The following is a 15,303-nucleotide window of genomic DNA, read 5'->3' as shown; positions in this document are numbered from 1 at the left end:
GGCCTTAAAAGCCAAGATAAAATTTGACTTGGCAATAAAACGATAAATAGTATTGCCAAAACAGAATAATTCTGTCATAATTTATCAATCTTGATTCAGGGTAGCTTAAATCCCCTGAAAGTTTAAAAATTGATATACGTGGTTGGTCCTGCCGGGGGAAATCAGGGTGCTGTCGGTTGAGGCGCCGAACGGCTTAATTATCATCCAGGTCCCCTCCCGTGGGCGGAGCCCTGAGCGTAATCGGGCTAGCGGCAGGACCAGCATATATTTTAAAGAGGTGTGAAGACCTCTTTTTTTGTTTTAGACTGGTGTTACCCCTTTATGACTGTCATGAACTTGGCATAGGTAATCAGGCCGCCGCTGCGCAAAGTGCCATGTTGGGAAATTTCAGCATATGTGAATGACATGGACGCAGTAGTTGCTGTAAAGCCTTCTTCATCTCCCTGTTGAACATAGACTGTAATTATCGCATATCTGTCCGGTGGCAGGTTGAATGAGGGTGCGGTGAAGCTGATATAACCCTTGGAGTCTGTATACTTAATCTGGCGGTCATGGAAATATACATTGCTGCCGCCGGCATCCAGCACATCTGTCATGAATATAACCATAACAGGGTAAACATAAGCCCCTGTTACTGTGACTACTCTGGTTTGAAGTGTCAGCTGGCATCTAATCTCTTGGGTAGTATCATCGGTATTGGAATCATCACCCCCCAGATTCAGGTGGATATCCTCCAGTCCTATACCGTCACATCCGGTAATCAGAGTGAAAAGGCATATCAGGCTCAGGATAAGGCTCAGGGTTTTGGTTTTCATGGTTTTGCCGCCTTTATTCTTAGTCTTAGGGTTATTGTAACCACCCCAAAACCCATATGGCAACAAAAATATTTAAAAACTCTTGACAAGCCCTTCTATTTGCCTATTTTCCGCCTGAGCAGGGTTTCAAATTCAGTGCGGTTTTCAGCGGGTATGCTATCCACTGGGATAGGGAATGTTATTAAGGCATTTATTTTTAAATAATAAAAATGTTTTTGTTTTCTCCATTTTTTAAAGGCTGTCCAGTTTATTATCCCTGAACCGGTGGCGGAAGTATGATGAATTCCATCTTCTTCAAAGATCATTTTTTCAGTAGCGCCGGAATTTTTCATTGCTCTTTTGAGCATAAAAATATATATGGCATAAATGTAGATAATTAAGAAAACCAAGGCACCAAGTATAATTTCGGTGTATTGAGGTTCTCCCTGCCAAATATTCATACCAATAGCTACTATCGCTAAACTCAAAACAACTATGCCCCAGATTTTTAGTTTTTCAATCAGATAAGTACGCAGGTGTTTTTTGTCCAGTGCGTATTCAATTTGTATCAATGTTTTTTACTCCTTATCTATCAGCGGCAAGGGTATATTGGCATATTATTACCCTGATATCCTGAAATAACAATATCTTCAGTATCTTTTATTTGCAGAATTTTAATCTTGTACGTGCTAAAATGAAGTAATATAGGACAAGCTGGAAGGGGAGGATATATGCCGTCTCTAGATGTGGTAAGCACGGTAGACATGCAAGCCATGGATAACGCCGTAAATAATGCCAAGCGTGACCTTGGCAACCGTTATGATTTTAAAAACTCCAAATACGAACTGGAACTGAACCGCAAAGACAAGGCCATAGAGATAGTTGCCGAAGATGAGTTTAAGCTGAAGGCTGTTATTGAAACCCTGATTCAGCAGTGTGTCCGCTTCAAGCTGGACAGCAAGTGTCTGGATATTGCAGATTCTCATACCGTCTCACTGGGTGCCGCCAAAACCGAAATCAAAATAAAAGACGGTCTAACCAAAGAGACTGCTTCCAAAATAACCAAGTTCATCAAGTCTACCAAGCTTAAGCTGGACTCTGCCATTCAGGGCGAACAGATACGCATAACCGGCAAGCAGATAGATGACCTGCAGGAGATAATGCGTCTTCTTAGTGAACAGGACTTTGACGTGCCCCTGCAATATGTAAATATGAAACGCTGAAGTTCTATATCCCTAATCAAGAAAAGCCCGCTTTTAAGGCGGGCTTTATTGTTTAAAGAGGAGTATTTCGGGGGATATTTGAGTTGAAAGCTTACTTTTTCTTGTCCAGAAAATCCCTTATTTTATAGGTAAGGTCAGCTATGTGGTTATTCAGTTCCACCATATCATCTTCAGACAGTTCGGCATGGAGCAGGCTAAACCAGGTTTCGCCGCTTAGTCCCACCAGTGCATAGTCATCCAGGGTTTCTCTGGTGCCGTCTTTGTAGTTTATGGTAAGGTATGCCACTTCTTTTTTGGTTCCGCTTATTTTAAGCATTTCTCTCCTCCCATAGAAAAAGCCCCCCGGTATTCTTTCGGAAGGCTTTTTAGCTTTAGAATTGGTAGCGGGGATAGGATTCGAACCTATGGCCTTCGGGTTATGAGCCCGACGAGCTACCACTGCTCCACCCCGCGTCAATATGCTCAGATAGTATAGTAACAATACTCCGCAAAGTCAAACGCAATAAAGGGTATCACCTCAGTTTAGCCGGTCTGACAGCCACCGGAAAAGTATGGGCGGGCTTGGGGAAATTGCTGAATTATTTGACGGCGGATAGCTTGGTTAGGGATTATATAGTGATGGGTTTTGAGGCATTTAAAAAAATACAGGTATAGTGTAGACTAAGACGTTTAGATATGTCTTGGTTTTTTGCAGCTCTACTGGCCACTGCTCTTTTGAGCATGGTGAATATTCTGGACGGGCATCTTCTCCAAAAAAGATTTCCCAGTCTAAAAGCCTTTATCCTGCCGGTAGGGCTTCTGATGATGAGCTACAACATCCCGCTGTCTTTCATGTTCCCTTTTGCCGAAGGTACTCCCCCTGATATTATCGCGCTGGCTTTTGCGGCCGGTGCTCTGCGGGCTTGTTCTGTTTACATAATGCTGTTTGCTTTGAAGACTGAAGAAGTTTCGCGGGTGATACCCATATATTATTCTTACCCCATTTTTGTAAGCCTTATGGCAGTGCCTTTGCTGGGAGAAAGCATAGGTTTACTTAGGTGGCTGGCCATATTGGCGGTAGTGGGGGGTATAATACTGGTTTCCGCCCGAAGAAACGGCAGTGGCGGGTCGTTCTTCCTTGGCAAAACTACGGGTTTGCTCATATTGGCCGGGTTGCTTATATCCGGGTCTGACATTATCAATAAACACGTGCTGGATGTGATTACCTTCTGGAACGGTTACTGGGTGAGCAGTATATGTTTAGCCATTGTTCTGCTGGCGGTATCTTTCCGCAGGAGTGTTTTTACCGAACTTAAAGGGATTACAAAGCCGATACTCTGTTACTTACTGATAATATTGGATGAGCTTGTTCTGTTTGGGGGTATGCTGCTTCTGCTCTGGTCTATCCAGCATGGCCCTATTTCGTTGGTGTCGGCTATTTCCAGTGCCCGCCCCTTGTTTGTGCTAGTGTACGCCTTCCTATTGGTACGCCTGATACCGGGTTTTCTGCTGGAATGGCCTGCGGGTAGAAGGCTGCGGATACTTCAGATAGGCGGGGTGATTTTAACTGTGAGCGGCATTGCGGTCATGAACCTTTTCAGTTAACTCTTGTTCAGGCTAACCTTAAAGCTGTATTTTTTCTCAGGGTGGGGTGTTATAATCTACCCGAGGATCAATTATGCACGAAGCTCTGCTCTACCAAAAGATGCCAAACGGAGTAATCCGCTGTCATACCTGCCAGTGGAATTGCCGTATAAATCCCAATCACTTGGGTGTTTGTCAGGTTTATCAAAATATAAACGGTTCTCTTTTTAGTCTGAATTACGGGCGTACCTCCTCGGTGGCGGTAGATCCCATAGAGAAAAAACCGCTTTATCATTTCTATCCCGGCAGTCAGGTATTTTCACTGGGCAGCTGGGGATGCAACTTTCATTGTACCGGTTGCCAAAACTGGGAGATTGCCTGTCCTGATACTTACGAAAGACTGTTCAGCTCCCGAACCCTTCTGCCCGAACAGGCTGTAAGCATGGCCAGAGAACACCACTGCCAGGGTATCGCCTTTACTTATAATGAACCTACGGTTTGGTTTGAATATACGCTGGATTGTGCCCGTTTAGCCAAAAATAACGGGCTTTATACGGTATATGTAACCAATGGTTATATGACCGCGGATGCGCTGGATACTATTGGCCCGTATATGGACGCTTTCAGGGTGGATATAAAGGGTTTCAAGGCGGATACCTATAAAAAGCTATCCAAAATCCAGCATTGGGAAAAGATACTGGCTACCACCGAAAGGGCCAAGTCCCAGTGGGGCATGCACGTGGAAGTGGTAACAAATATTATTCCCACCTATAATGATGACCCTGAACAGCTTACCGGGATAGCCCGCTGGATAAAAACCCGTCTGGGAGAGCTTACTCCCTGGCACGTCACCCGTTTTTATCCCTGCCGGGATATGCTGGATGTTCCTCCAACGCCTTTTGAGACACTGGAAAAAGCAGTGGAAATAGGTCAGGGGGAAGGGCTGAAATATGTATATATGGGGAATGTGCCCGGACACAAAAGCGAGACTACCTGCTGCCCCAAATGCGGGCAGGTACTTATCCGCCGCCATGGTTATGATACTGAAATATGCGGATTGGATAATGATCATTGCCGGCACTGCCGGTCAAAGCTTTATATCCGGCTTTCCTCCCCGACGGAAGGTGAATAATGTTAAGACAAGCGTCTGCGGCAGGACGTTATTATCCGGCCAGCAAAGAAAAAATCCGTTCGGTTATAACCCCTATGGAAGTGAAAGGGATTGCTAAGGAACGGTATTTGGGTGCGGTTATGCCCCATGCCGGCTATCCGTATTCAGGGGGAGTCGCCATGGCGGTAGGCTCCCGTTTAGACCTGCCTGAAACCGCTATCATACTTGGCCCCAGCCATACGGGCATAGGGGCGGAATATGCCATTATGGCTTCAGGCATTTGGCAGACCCCCATGGGAGAGGTGGAAATAGACTCTCCGCTGGCACACTCCATTATGAAATACTGCCGCCATATAAAGGCCGACCCGTCCGCCCACCAGTATGAACATTCCATAGAGGTACAGATACCTATGCTCCAGTATTTCAAGCCTGATATCAAGATTGTGCCTATTACTGTTTCCTTCGGCAAGTCTGAAACGCTGGCGGATATAGGGTATGGCATTGCCAGTGCCCTCAGGGAAACCGGGCGTGAAGCTATAATAATTGCATCTTCAGATATGACCCATTATGAGTCTCAGTCAGATGCCCACCTGAAAGACAGTTTGGCGCTGGATGCTATTATCAAGCTGGATGCCGCTGAAATGCTGGAAAGGATACAGCAAAACCACATAACTATGTGCGGTTATGCCCCGGTAGCGGCCATGCTTACGGCCGTAAAGGAAATGGGGGCTAAGCGGGCCAGAGTGGTGGCTTACCAGACCAGCGGTGATGTCACCCATCATCTGGACCAGGTAGTGGGGTATGCCGGGCTGGTTGTTGAGCAAACTGAAGAATCCCCCCAGGTAGCACTGGCCAGAGCGGCGGTGGAGACTTTTGTCAGAGAGAAAAAGGTTATTACCCCTTCAGCCGAAATATCCGCTGAACTTTCCGGAGAAGCCGGTGTATTTGTTTCCCTCAAGAAACTGGGTGAACTTCGGGGGTGCATAGGTACTTTCGAAGCTCATTTTGATAATATTGCAGATGAGATTGTCTCAAACGCGGTAAGTTCTGCCGCTAGAGACCCCCGTTTTGAACCCGTGGCTGAGTGGGAATTGCCGCTTCTCAGTTACAGTGTTGATGTGCTCACCCCGCCCCAGCCAGTGGAAGATACAAATAGTCTGGATGCCAAAAAGTACGGGGTAATAGTGGAAAGCGGACATCTGCGGGGGCTGTTATTGCCTGATTTGGAGGGAGTTGACACCCCGTCAGAGCAGATATCCATCTGCCGCCAGAAGGCAGGCATAACGGCTGATGCACCGGTAAAACTTTATCGCTTTGAAGTGAAAAGATACCACTGACGGCTTTACAACACAGGTGTGTATACGGATGGGTCAGGCAGGTAAATCGGCCTATCTTTATGGTACAATTTCTTTTAGTTTTTTCTTGAATTTAGCAGTAAACACTGGAGGCAGATTGAAATGGCATACGGAAACGGTGCCGGGGCATATGCGGCCATTGCTCAGGCCACCAAAGCCTCAGGGGTTATAGTCCGCCTTGAACCACAGGAGTTTTTGGCCTTGCTTAACCGGGTAAAAGACCCGCTTATAGTTACCGCCAAATCCGGGTGGCCGGCTTCCGGCCACCAGTATCTGACCAGTTTCAAGGGGCTGGCTTTTTACACCAAGTCAGCCGCTCCGCTGGTACTGCCCGGTATGGCAGATATAATCACCGCCCAGAGTATCTGGATACCCTGATAATAGGAGACTTATGTCAAAGGTAGATAACCGGCTTCTTTATGCCAGTGAAATATATTCAGAAGAATTGCGTTTCAAGGTTATGGAGATTATGGCTATTATAGAGGCGGCCGTAGGTTTGGCGGTAGTATCCCTGCTGGGGTATTTTGCCATTAATCCGCCCACTCCTGAAGATAGAGTGCCTTACTGGCTGGTAATGCTTATGGCTATTACTATGTTTTGTGTCACGCTGCTGGTTTACAATATGCGCAAAATGTTTATCAGCCTTTCCGACGAAGGCATATTTATACGTTTCGGTTATTTCAAGCGTTTTTTCCCCTGGCTGGATGTGGAATCTGCTGAAATAAACGGACGCAATCGTGATTTTTACGGCGGCTATGGTGTGCGTATGACCAGAGATAAAAAGGGGCGGATACTGGTTTGCATCATTCCCCAAACACCCACTGTTTCCATAAATCTGGTAAACAGCAAGTACCGCAAACTGGTTATATCCACTAAATATCCGCACGAGGTGCTTTTGATAGCCAGTAAACATGCCGGAAAGAATTATGGATCTTTTTGATGCCGGGGCTGAAAAACTAAAGAAAAGCCAGTCTCCGCTGGCTGCCAGAATGCGTCCGGAAACTTTAGCGGAATTTGTCGGGCAAAGCCACCTGATAGGTGAAGGGCGTGCCCTCAGACTTTCGCTGGAGAGTGACAAAATACCTTCGCTTATTTTTTGGGGACCGCCGGGTTCAGGCAAAACTACTCTGGCTAATATAATTGCCCACAGTCTGGATGCCCATTTTTCAGCTCTCAGCGCTGTTTCTGCTGGAGTGGCTGATTTGAGGCGGGTAGTAGAGGAAGCGCGTGAACGCCTGAAACTTTACCACAGGCGGACTATCCTCTTTATAGATGAAATCCACCGCTTCAACAAGTCTCAGCAGGATGCCATTTTACCGTACGTGGAAGATGGCACAGTGGTGCTAATAGGTGCTACTACCGAAAATCCTTCGTTTGAGGTAAATTCCGCTCTTCTCTCCCGTGCCCAAGTGTATGTTCTAAATTCTCTTTCCGAAAAAGAGATATCGGTTATCTTGAAGCGGTCTTTGGAAGGCGAAAATGGTTTGGGCAACTACCATGCCAGATTGCTTGAGGAAGCAGAAAAGCATATAAGCAGTTTTGCACAGGGTGATGCCCGTATAGCTTTAAATATACTGGAACTGGCGGTTATGACGACTTTGCCGGACAAAGACGGTTGGCGGGTAGTTGGTTTGCCTCAGGTTGAGGATGCCGCCCAGAAAAAAAGTCTGCGTTATGATAAAAGCGGTGAACAGCACTACGACCTGATTTCAGCCCTGCATAAAACCATGAGGGGTTCTGACCCGGATGCGGCTATATATTGGCTGGGCAGGATGCTGGAAGTGGGAGAAGACCCCCTGTATATTGCCCGCAGGGTAATCCGTTTTGCTACCGAAGATGTGGGTCTGGCTGACCCGCAGGGGCTGGTGATAGCCATGGCCGCCCAGCAGGCAGTTCATTTTCTGGGTATGCCTGAAGGCAAACTGGCACTGGCTGAAGCGGTTATTTATCTGGCAGGTGCTCCAAAGAGCAACTCGGTATATGTAGCCTATACTAACGTTCAGAAGGAAATAGCCCGTAACCCTCAGGCTGACGTGCCCCTTCACCTTCGTAATGCTCCTACAGGTCTGATGAAAGATTTGGGTTACGGCAAAGATTATAAATATGCCCATGATTACCAGAACCACTTTGTGAAACAGCAGAACCTGCCGGAAGTTATCAAAGACCACCGTTTTTATACTCCGGGTAAAATAGGTTATGAACTGAATATATTAAACAGGCTGCGTGCCTGGTGGGGGAATGCCAAAGCTGAAGCAAGTACAGGAGAAAACCAAGATGACAGCTGAAAACGAATTCGCACCTCAAATTGCCCGCCTGCCGGGAGTAGATTTATCCTACAGGGAAGCAGGTACCGGCCCGGTGCTGGTCTTTATGCATGCCGGCATTACAGACAGCCGTTCCTGGTATAACCAGCTGACCGAATTTGCCAAAGACTATCACGTAATTGCACCGGATATGCGCGGTTACGGGCAGAGTGTTATTACCGATGATATTTTCAACTATTACCGTGACGTGCTGGAGTTGCTGCATCTTTTGCGTATAGACAAAGTTGTGCTGGTGGGCAACTCGGTGGGGGGTACTTATGCGCTGGATTTGGCTCTTCTCCACCCGGATATGGTTACCGGACTGGTATTGGTAGACGCTTGCATGCGCGGGTATCGCAATACAGACGAAAAATTTCTGGACCTTGACCGCCAGTTGGATGAGCTGATTTCACTTGGTCAAAAATCTAAAGCTATAGAACTTTACCTCCAGATTTGGCTGGCGGGTACCGGCAGGACAAGTGCGGATATAGACAAAACACTATATCGTTTGTGTAAAAAAATGCTGGAAGAAAACTATTTGGCGGTAGTTGGCGGCAAGCGGGAGCAGAGGCTTAAACGCCCTCAATCCGAAGATTATCTGAGCCTAAAAATACCTGCACTGGTGCTGGTGGGGGAACATGATGTTCCTGATATGCATACCATTGGAGAACGTTTTAGCAAGTCAATTCCGCGGGCGTCTTTTCAGGAAATAAAACAGGCCGGGCATCTGCCGGCTCTGGAAAAACCGGCTGTGTTTAACAACTTGCTTAGGGAGTTTTTGCAGCAAAACGGTCTCTAAGTTTCTGCCCGGATTTGCAGAATATATCAACATTAATATAAGTGGCGGGTTATATCCCGCCACTTGCTTTTTATAAGGTGTTTTGGCTGAGATTTATGTCTGGCTAAGGTCTACAATCGCGGCCACAGGTGCATTTTTCTTAACGGATTCAATACCGTTGATTGCATTGGCATGGGTGGTGTACCCTTCACCCGAATCAGCAATTGTTTGCCCGTTGCTGGCTACCAATCTCCAGCGGAACTCGCCCTTTTTGTCTTTGAAAAGTTCAAATTTGGACGCCATATATGCCTCCTCAGAGCTGTTTATTTAACCCATTATAGGCAAATATCCATTTGCATATACAATAAGTGTAAATACTTATTTTTGGGTCAATTGCAGCTAAGTAACCTCTAATCGGAACGGCATATATATTTTCGGGTTGAACCATAGTTTGGCTGGTGACTAAACAGTTTCGGGTATAAGTATTTTACGGGCTAATCCTTCTGAGTGATTTCATTCAATTTGGCCTGTACCCGTTGGGCATGTTCAAGTGTGGCCGTAACCAGCGAATTGGTTACATATTCTAGTTTTGGATCGCCGTTTTTGAATATTTCCAGAAAATGTTTTTCCAGCAGGGATTTTTCAATATAAAGGCTGATACTGAGTGCTTGATGAAGGTTCAACTGGCGTATTCTCTCCGGTTGCATTTCCTGCATCAGGTAGTTTTGGTAAGCCTTAACGGCTGAAGGGGTAAAGGTGTCTAATTTAAGCGTGGATTGTAGTTCGGTAGCTTGCTTGGATATATTTTCAATCCAGGCATGGTGGTTGTCTTCTTCAGAGGCAATACCAAGAAAGAAGGTTTTTTCTTCCGGAAAGCGGTTGGCATACAGCCGGTAAAGCTGGCCTATCATTGTTTCATTCTTAGCCATAAGTTGTATTATATCAGTCATAGCAGTATTCCTTTGGGCGATATTTTATTTATGTCTTGAGAGATTGCATTATATGGCATATAATATAACGTTTAAAAGGCGGTAACTGACTGCCAGGCGGTGACCCTTTTATTAGATTATAGATGTTTTTTCTGCGGTATCATAGAGTTGCCATCCGGCGGCTGTTATTTAATACAAAGATTTCTAGGAGGATAAATGGAACTCACATTGGGAGAAGCTACTCGCTACGTTTTAAATGAAAACTATTCAAAGGTAGCAACCGGTATGTACATTGATGCTTTTCATCTGAAAAACGGAGAAAAATTTAATCCGGAAACTGCGCCTGACAAATCTAAATGGCTGGCTCAGATCGAAGCCAAACTGAAGGAAATGCATGCCGCGAAAAAAGCGACCGGCACCTTCAGCCAGCCCCGCCATGAAATTGCTCAGGAAACTTATGTGGAAACCAAGCTCTGGCTTGAAAAATTGCTGGGTGTCAAAGGTTACGAAGAAAAGAACAAGGGTTTTCACCTTGGGCTTGATTTCAAAGATTCTGTCAAATAGCACCCTAAAGGGTATTTAGCAAAGGGTGGCAGTATTACTGCCACCCTTTTTGCAGGCAGAGGAATCAGCTTCGGGTTTTTCTCATGGCAAGGTAGGTAGCTTCCAAGCGGGATAAATCCAGTTCGCCGCTGCGTGACATCAGGAAGATATGGTCTTCCTTCATACCCAGTTTCACCATGTCCAAAGCTATTTCATCAGTATCACAGGTGACCACTTTTGAAAGCGGCAGCACATGCTTTATGGCCCAGCCATGGGCGGTATGGGAATCATGCAGTATATCATTCCCTACGGCTGTCAGGGTTATGGGATTTAAGCGGCCTATGCGGCAGACCAGCCCGGCCAGTATCCCGTAGTCGGACATATTTATCGCATGAATGATATCCGGCTTAAGAAGCATAAGTGAAATCTGGGCTTGGAAAAAAGTAAGGTAAGTAAATGGGTATTTGACCGGAAATACCAGATGGTGAAACTTGATTCCTTTCGCCAGTTCAATCCCGTCTTTTATTTGGTCATAGCTGAATATATGCACCTCATGACCGCGTCTGGCAAAGGAATTTGCCCATTTTAAGTTTGATTCATCAGACGCATTAGCCAGCAGGCAGAGTTTCAGTTTTGTCTTGTTATCCAAGTTCTTTACTCCAGTCTTTTTCTAAACGCCATATTTTCTCACTTTAGCTCCAAATAATAAAGGCTATGACCGCTGAGTGTTGATGTAAAGTACCTTCAAACAAGGTGTTTTCTGAATGAAAATTACTTACATAATAAAAAATATATTAACTGTCAGGGAGGTATTTACTTTTTGGCGATAAGGTATTTAAACTGATAGTAATGGAGTAAATAGCAGGGAAGGAGGGATTTATGCTGGATTTGGTTGATACCGCATTTGGAAATATAAACCTTTCCATCTTGTGCAAAGCAGTTACCCAAACTGGTCTTATAGGCACCCTCCGGGGCGGGCCTTTTACCATACTGGCACCGGATAACGACGCTTTTGCCAAAATGCCTGACGGCATGCTGGATTACCTGATGGAAAATGAATCTGAATTGAAATCTATACTGCTTTACCACCTAATACCTGGCCGCCATACAGTTGAAGAGCTGACTAAACTGTACTCCACCAATACCGCTCTGGATAAACCGGTGGAGATTCAGGTTTCTGGCAAAATGCTGGCATTAAATACCTCTCATGTTATCACCAAAAATTTGGAAGCCACAAATGGTTTGATACATGTTATTGACAAAGTGTTACTTCCGCCCAAATAATATAGTTGTTCGGACCTTACCGGGTGCATACGTAACCCGGTTTGAGGTAGAACGGACGGCAGTTAATCCGGAGGGGGTGACTGCCGTCCTTGTTTGTCTGGCATGCTCGCTTTAAATGGTATAATCCGGTTTGTATGTCAGTTGTTTCGGAGAGAAATAAATGCCTGAAAACCAAAATATTTGGACCAGTATTCTCAAATATCTGCGGAGCAGGTTTTTAGCCGGTATTCTTATTGTAGTGCCGGTAGGCGCTTCAATACTGGTGCTCATTTGGCTGTTTCAGTCCATTGATAATATTCTCCAGCCCGTAGTATCCGGTATATTTGGCCAAGAGATTGTGGGGCTGGGGGTGGCTTTCACTATTCTACTGGTACTCATAGTTGGCATTATTCTCAGTAATTATCTGGGGCATCGGGTGGTAAAGACTTTCGAAAATTTAGCCTATCGCCTGCCCATCTTCGGGCAAATTCAAAAAGGGGTTAAACAGGTACTTGAGAGTGTGTCCGGCCTGAAAAAAGCATCTTTTCGCGAGGTAGTTATACTGGAGTTTCCCAAGCCGGGTCTAAAAGCTATGGGTTTTATAACCAATAGGGTTGTAAACAAAGAAGACGGGCAGGAATACAATCTGGTATTTATACCTAATGTCCCCAATCCCACCAGCGGTTATCTGGAACTGGTTCCTGACGAAAAGCTGATGCGTACGGATATACCGGTAGAAGTGGCTATAAAAATGCTTATCTCAAGCGGCATTGTTGCCCCCGAGAGTTTTGTGGCTAAAAAAGCCCCTGAAGAAACCGCCTTTTTATAGACAGTAAGCTTCCCTGTGTGACAACTTCACAGATATATTAGCTATAAAATGGCTTATTTGAGCCTTTTGAGGGGCTAAATTTGACATTATTTATTGAATTAGGTTATTCTGTTGACACTTCTTATTTCTCTGCTTCCCTAGTTCTCCAATAGGAGAAGGTTCCCGAATTTACCCCGGCATAGTTATCCTTTAACTGTCTGAGTAAATCTTAAGGAGGTCGGAAAGCATGAGCAACTTTTCTTTTATTCTATTCTGCGGGTACTGATAATTTTTTAGTACGCGCAGGGTACCTCTGACTGCTGTAATCACAGCACTTGACTGATTGGTATTGTATTTCTGGTTTGCCGAAGATTTCCGACAAATAGAAGGGGAGTAGTTTTCTCTCGTTTTATGGTTTAAACGGATATAAACGGCAAGGGGTATGTTAAATCCAATCAGGCTTAGAAACCGCTAAAAGCAGGTCTTTTCCATTAGGCACATGTAAGACCAGTAATTATCAGGAGGTAATGAATGTACAAGAAAATCCTGGTTCCGTTAGACGGTTCAAAGGCTGCTGAAGGAGTATTACCTCATGCCAAGGCTTTAGCCTTTTCAGAGGGTAGCCAGATCCTGCTTTTAAATGTGGTGTCTAACCCTGCGGTTGAATTTGCATTTTCAGACCCTGCCATTGCCGCTATTTCGGTAAACGAACAAGTAGACTCCGGCAAAGAATATATGGTTCGTGTCGAAAACAAACTCAAAGGCGAAGGGTATGATGTCAGGGTTCTGCTAAGGGAAGGCGGAGCGGCTGAAGTCATACTAAGTGTTGCAGAGGAAGAGAAGGTGGACGTAATTGCTATGTCCACACATGGACGGAGTGGTGCTGCCCGCTGGTTACTGGGAAGCGTAGCCGAACGGGTTGTCCGTCATTCCCATATTCCCATTATGCTTATCCGCTCAAACGAATAATTCAAATATATTAAGCGGTGAAGCACAGAGTTAACAAATAAATTATAAGAGCTATTAGGAGGGACATATGATGCAAACATCTAGCCCCCCCACTCCCAAAGGCATATGGAAGGTAATATTTGCCTCCTCTGCCGGGACGGTTATAGAATGGTACGACTTTTACATCTTCGGTGCTTTGGCTACTACTCTAGCCAGCAAGTTCTATAATACCGGCACTCCCATTGGCGATATTATCGCTTGGCTGGGCACGTTTGCCGTCGGTTTTCTGGTTCGCCCGTTCGGCGCTATAGTTTTCGGCCGGATAGGTGATCTGGTTGGCCGCAAATTTACTTATCTTATTACTATTACCATCATGGGCTCATGCACCTTCCTCATCGGTTTGTTACCCACCCAGGACGTGCTGGGCGCCTGGGCCGGCATTATCCTTATAACAATGCGTATTCTTCAGGGTCTGGCTTTGGGTGGCCAGTACGGCGGCGCGGCTACATTTGTGGCTGAGCATGCTCCTCAGGGGAAACGCGGTTTCTATACCAGCTGGATTCAGACTACAGCAACCTTTGGTTTGCTTATTTCTCTGGGTGTCATCTTAATCACCCGTATAAGTCTGGGAGAAGCAGACTTCAACGAATGGGGCTGGCGTCTGCCTTTCATGGCTTCCATATTGCTGGTAATCCTGTCACTCTGGATACGCAGAGCCTTAAAGGAATCACCTCTGTTCCAGCAACTCAAGGATACCAAGGCTGTTTCAAAAAACCCGCTCAAGGAAAGTTTTGCCAATCCTTATAACCTGCGCTGGGTTTTAATAGCCCTGTTCGGGGCTACCATGGGTCAGGGTGTGGTCTGGTACACAGGTCAGTTCTATGCCCTGTTCTATCTCCAAAAAATCTTTAACACCCCGCTAATTGATTCTAATCTTATAGTCGGTGCAGCTTTGCTACTGTCAATGCCTTTCTTTGTCTTCTTCGGGTCTCTTTCAGACCGAATAGGACGAAAAAAGGTAATGCTTTCCGGTATGCTGCTGGCAGTGCTGACTTACTATCCGATTTATGGTCTGATGGCGGCATTTGCGCCTACTGACCCCGGACAGCACTTCCTGTTTGCTTATATAGGCTACAACCCTGTTATACTGGGTCTCTTGGTATTTATCCAGGTGATTTATGTAACCATGGTCTACGGGCCTATTGCCGCCTTCCTGGTGGAGTTATTCCCCACCAAGATACGTTACACATCCATGTCTCTCCCTTACCATATAGGTAACGGTGTCTTCGGTGGTTTAGTGCCTATGATAGGCTTGATACTTATCAATGCCACAGGCAATGACTTCGCCGGACTGTGGTGGCCTATGGCTATTGCAGGCATCTGTTTGGTAGTGGGTTTCCTGCTTATTAAGGAGACCAACAAGGTGGATATATCTGACGCTTCCACTTCAATCTCGGTTAAACACGAGGCTGATAAACGGGCACTGGATAGATAACACCTTCCAAGAAGTAGTTAGTACTCTCTAAGATTTGACAGTATAAGCCGGGTAAATGACAGCCGCCTCTCGAAAGAGGGGCGGCTGGTTTTAGGAGATAAAAGAAAACCAGCCGGATTATATGGAACGGCCAAATATACTGTGTAGATTTAATCCCGCTATAAAAAAGGAGGCAATTTTTAAATTGCCT

The 15,303-nt window shown here is 45.6% G+C and carries 19 protein-coding genes and 1 tRNA gene; 13 read left to right on the top strand and 7 right to left on the bottom strand.

What is annotated here, in order from left to right:
- Window positions 1–311: 311 nt before the first annotated feature.
- Window positions 312–815: a hypothetical protein gene (locus X794_RS05410; RefSeq protein ID WP_012984460.1), complete on the bottom strand. Its 504-nt coding sequence runs from the start codon at window positions 813–815 to the stop codon at window positions 312–314.
- Window positions 816–910: 95 nt separating this feature from the next.
- Entirely contained in the window at window positions 911–1,366 is a 456-nt protein-coding gene (locus X794_RS05405) for a YcxB family protein (protein WP_011309674.1), read from the bottom strand.
- A gap of 159 nt (window positions 1,367–1,525) precedes the next feature.
- Here X794_RS05405 and X794_RS05400 point away from each other — a divergent pair, with 159 nt between their 5' ends.
- Complete coding sequence (locus tag X794_RS05400) at window positions 1,526–2,017, top strand: YajQ family cyclic di-GMP-binding protein (protein WP_011309673.1); 492 nt, start codon at window positions 1,526–1,528, stop codon at window positions 2,015–2,017.
- A 91-nt stretch (window positions 2,018–2,108) separates the two neighbouring features.
- Here X794_RS05400 and X794_RS05395 read toward each other — a convergent pair whose 3' ends face one another.
- Both X794_RS05395 and X794_RS05390 read right to left on the bottom strand, forming a co-directional pair.
- Window positions 2,109–2,333: a hypothetical protein gene (locus X794_RS05395; RefSeq protein WP_011309672.1), complete on the bottom strand. Its 225-nt coding sequence runs from the start codon at window positions 2,331–2,333 to the stop codon at window positions 2,109–2,111.
- Window positions 2,334–2,395: 62 nt separating this feature from the next.
- Window positions 2,396–2,470 (bottom strand) — tRNA-Met (locus tag X794_RS05390).
- Between the two features lie 222 nt (window positions 2,471–2,692).
- Between X794_RS05390 and X794_RS05385 the strand changes: the two genes are divergently transcribed.
- The 7 genes from X794_RS05385 (at window position 2,693) to X794_RS05355 (ending at window position 9,148) form a co-directional block, all read left to right on the top strand.
- Window positions 2,693–3,601: an EamA family transporter gene (locus tag X794_RS05385; protein ID WP_011309671.1), complete on the top strand. Its 909-nt coding sequence runs from the start codon at window positions 2,693–2,695 to the stop codon at window positions 3,599–3,601.
- A 73-nt stretch (window positions 3,602–3,674) separates the two neighbouring features.
- Window positions 3,675–4,712, top strand: a complete 1,038-nt coding sequence (amrS, locus tag X794_RS05380) for an AmmeMemoRadiSam system radical SAM enzyme (protein WP_011309670.1) — start codon at window positions 3,675–3,677, stop codon at window positions 4,710–4,712.
- Window positions 4,712–6,028: an AmmeMemoRadiSam system protein B gene (gene amrB, locus X794_RS05375; protein WP_034376307.1), complete on the top strand. Its 1,317-nt coding sequence runs from the start codon at window positions 4,712–4,714 to the stop codon at window positions 6,026–6,028. The genes amrS and amrB overlap by 1 nt, the downstream gene beginning before the upstream one ends.
- 120 nt (window positions 6,029–6,148) lie before the next feature.
- The gene (locus tag X794_RS05370; protein WP_011309668.1) at window positions 6,149–6,424 is read left to right on the top strand and encodes a hypothetical protein; all 276 of its coding nucleotides are present in this window, start codon (window positions 6,149–6,151) and stop codon (window positions 6,422–6,424) included.
- 13 nt (window positions 6,425–6,437) lie between these two features.
- Window positions 6,438–6,986 (top strand): hypothetical protein, encoded by a 549-nt coding sequence (locus X794_RS05365; RefSeq protein WP_011309667.1) that lies wholly within the window; start codon window positions 6,438–6,440, stop codon window positions 6,984–6,986.
- Window positions 6,958–8,331 (top strand): replication-associated recombination protein A, encoded by a 1,374-nt coding sequence (locus tag X794_RS05360; protein ID WP_011309666.1) that lies wholly within the window; start codon window positions 6,958–6,960, stop codon window positions 8,329–8,331. Before X794_RS05365 ends, X794_RS05360 begins: the two co-directional genes overlap by 29 nt.
- A complete protein-coding gene (locus tag X794_RS05355) occupies window positions 8,321–9,148 on the top strand; it encodes an alpha/beta fold hydrolase (RefSeq protein ID WP_011309665.1) in 828 nt (275 codons plus the stop codon). Before X794_RS05360 ends, X794_RS05355 begins: the two co-directional genes overlap by 11 nt.
- 93 nt (window positions 9,149–9,241) lie before the next feature.
- Here X794_RS05355 and X794_RS05350 read toward each other — a convergent pair whose 3' ends face one another.
- Window positions 9,242–9,430 carry an HVO_2922 family protein gene (locus tag X794_RS05350; RefSeq protein WP_011309664.1) on the bottom strand — a complete coding sequence of 63 codons (189 nt, stop codon included), beginning with the start codon at window positions 9,428–9,430 and terminating at the stop codon, window positions 9,242–9,244.
- A gap of 191 nt (window positions 9,431–9,621) precedes the next feature.
- A complete protein-coding gene (locus tag X794_RS05345) occupies window positions 9,622–10,077 on the bottom strand; it encodes a hypothetical protein (protein ID WP_015407890.1) in 456 nt (151 codons plus the stop codon).
- A gap of 195 nt (window positions 10,078–10,272) precedes the next feature.
- On the opposite strand from X794_RS05345, the gene X794_RS05340 reads away from it, so the two are divergent.
- A complete protein-coding gene (locus X794_RS05340) occupies window positions 10,273–10,620 on the top strand; it encodes a hypothetical protein (protein WP_011309662.1) in 348 nt (115 codons plus the stop codon).
- A gap of 64 nt (window positions 10,621–10,684) precedes the next feature.
- On the opposite strand, the gene X794_RS05335 is transcribed toward X794_RS05340, so the two are convergent.
- The gene (locus X794_RS05335) at window positions 10,685–11,248 is read right to left on the bottom strand and encodes a glycosyltransferase (protein ID WP_011309661.1); all 564 of its coding nucleotides are present in this window, start codon (window positions 11,246–11,248) and stop codon (window positions 10,685–10,687) included.
- Between the two features lie 230 nt (window positions 11,249–11,478).
- Here X794_RS05335 and X794_RS05330 point away from each other — a divergent pair, with 230 nt between their 5' ends.
- The 4 genes from X794_RS05330 (at window position 11,479) to X794_RS05315 (ending at window position 15,113) form a co-directional block, all read left to right on the top strand.
- Window positions 11,479–11,883, top strand: coding sequence for a fasciclin domain-containing protein (locus tag X794_RS05330; RefSeq protein ID WP_034376312.1), 405 nt, complete (start codon window positions 11,479–11,481; stop codon window positions 11,881–11,883).
- 160 nt (window positions 11,884–12,043) lie between these two features.
- On the top strand, window positions 12,044–12,691 hold the full coding sequence (locus X794_RS05325) for a DUF502 domain-containing protein (RefSeq protein WP_011309659.1): 648 nt from the start codon (window positions 12,044–12,046) through the stop codon (window positions 12,689–12,691).
- A gap of 510 nt (window positions 12,692–13,201) precedes the next feature.
- Window positions 13,202–13,639 (top strand): universal stress protein, encoded by a 438-nt coding sequence (locus X794_RS05320; RefSeq protein WP_012034082.1) that lies wholly within the window; start codon window positions 13,202–13,204, stop codon window positions 13,637–13,639.
- A gap of 67 nt (window positions 13,640–13,706) precedes the next feature.
- Entirely contained in the window at window positions 13,707–15,113 is a 1,407-nt protein-coding gene (locus X794_RS05315; protein WP_011309657.1) for an MFS transporter, read from the top strand.
- Window positions 15,114–15,303 lie beyond the last annotated feature (190 nt).

This window comes from Dehalococcoides mccartyi CG5, assembly GCF_000830885.1.
In the GTDB taxonomy this organism is placed as follows: Bacteria; Chloroflexota; Dehalococcoidia; order Dehalococcoidales; family Dehalococcoidaceae; genus Dehalococcoides; species Dehalococcoides mccartyi_B.
Note: the sequence above shows the minus strand (reverse complement) of the source record. Positions and strands in the feature narration are given on the sequence as shown.

Excerpts from the sequence above, each read along its gene's own strand:
- X794_RS05340 (WP_011309662.1), top strand. The coding sequence starts at position 10,273 with ATGGAACTCACATTGGGAGAAGCTACTCGCTACGTTTTAAATGAAAAC.
- X794_RS05385 (WP_011309671.1), top strand. The coding sequence starts at position 2,693 with ATGTCTTGGTTTTTTGCAGCTCTACTGGCCACTGCTCTTTTGAGCATG.
- X794_RS05330 (WP_034376312.1), top strand. The coding sequence starts at position 11,479 with ATGCTGGATTTGGTTGATACCGCATTTGGAAATATAAACCTTTCCATC.
- X794_RS05320 (WP_012034082.1), top strand. The coding sequence starts at position 13,202 with ATGTACAAGAAAATCCTGGTTCCGTTAGACGGTTCAAAGGCTGCTGAA.
- X794_RS05325 (WP_011309659.1), top strand. The coding sequence starts at position 12,044 with ATGCCTGAAAACCAAAATATTTGGACCAGTATTCTCAAATATCTGCGG.
- X794_RS05370 (WP_011309668.1), top strand. The coding sequence starts at position 6,149 with ATGGCATACGGAAACGGTGCCGGGGCATATGCGGCCATTGCTCAGGCC.
- X794_RS05360 (WP_011309666.1), top strand. The coding sequence starts at position 6,958 with ATGCCGGAAAGAATTATGGATCTTTTTGATGCCGGGGCTGAAAAACTA.
- X794_RS05395 (WP_011309672.1), bottom strand. The coding sequence starts at position 2,333 with ATGCTTAAAATAAGCGGAACCAAAAAAGAAGTGGCATACCTTACCATA.
- X794_RS05315 (WP_011309657.1), top strand. The coding sequence starts at position 13,707 with ATGATGCAAACATCTAGCCCCCCCACTCCCAAAGGCATATGGAAGGTA.
- X794_RS05410 (WP_012984460.1), bottom strand. The coding sequence starts at position 815 with ATGAAAACCAAAACCCTGAGCCTTATCCTGAGCCTGATATGCCTTTTC.
- X794_RS05345 (WP_015407890.1), bottom strand. The coding sequence starts at position 10,077 with ATGACTGATATAATACAACTTATGGCTAAGAATGAAACAATGATAGGC.
- X794_RS05350 (WP_011309664.1), bottom strand. The coding sequence starts at position 9,430 with ATGGCGTCCAAATTTGAACTTTTCAAAGACAAAAAGGGCGAGTTCCGC.
- amrB (WP_034376307.1), top strand. The coding sequence starts at position 4,712 with ATGTTAAGACAAGCGTCTGCGGCAGGACGTTATTATCCGGCCAGCAAA.
- amrS (WP_011309670.1), top strand. The coding sequence starts at position 3,675 with ATGCACGAAGCTCTGCTCTACCAAAAGATGCCAAACGGAGTAATCCGC.
- X794_RS05400 (WP_011309673.1), top strand. The coding sequence starts at position 1,526 with ATGCCGTCTCTAGATGTGGTAAGCACGGTAGACATGCAAGCCATGGAT.
- X794_RS05355 (WP_011309665.1), top strand. The coding sequence starts at position 8,321 with ATGACAGCTGAAAACGAATTCGCACCTCAAATTGCCCGCCTGCCGGGA.
- X794_RS05365 (WP_011309667.1), top strand. The coding sequence starts at position 6,438 with ATGTCAAAGGTAGATAACCGGCTTCTTTATGCCAGTGAAATATATTCA.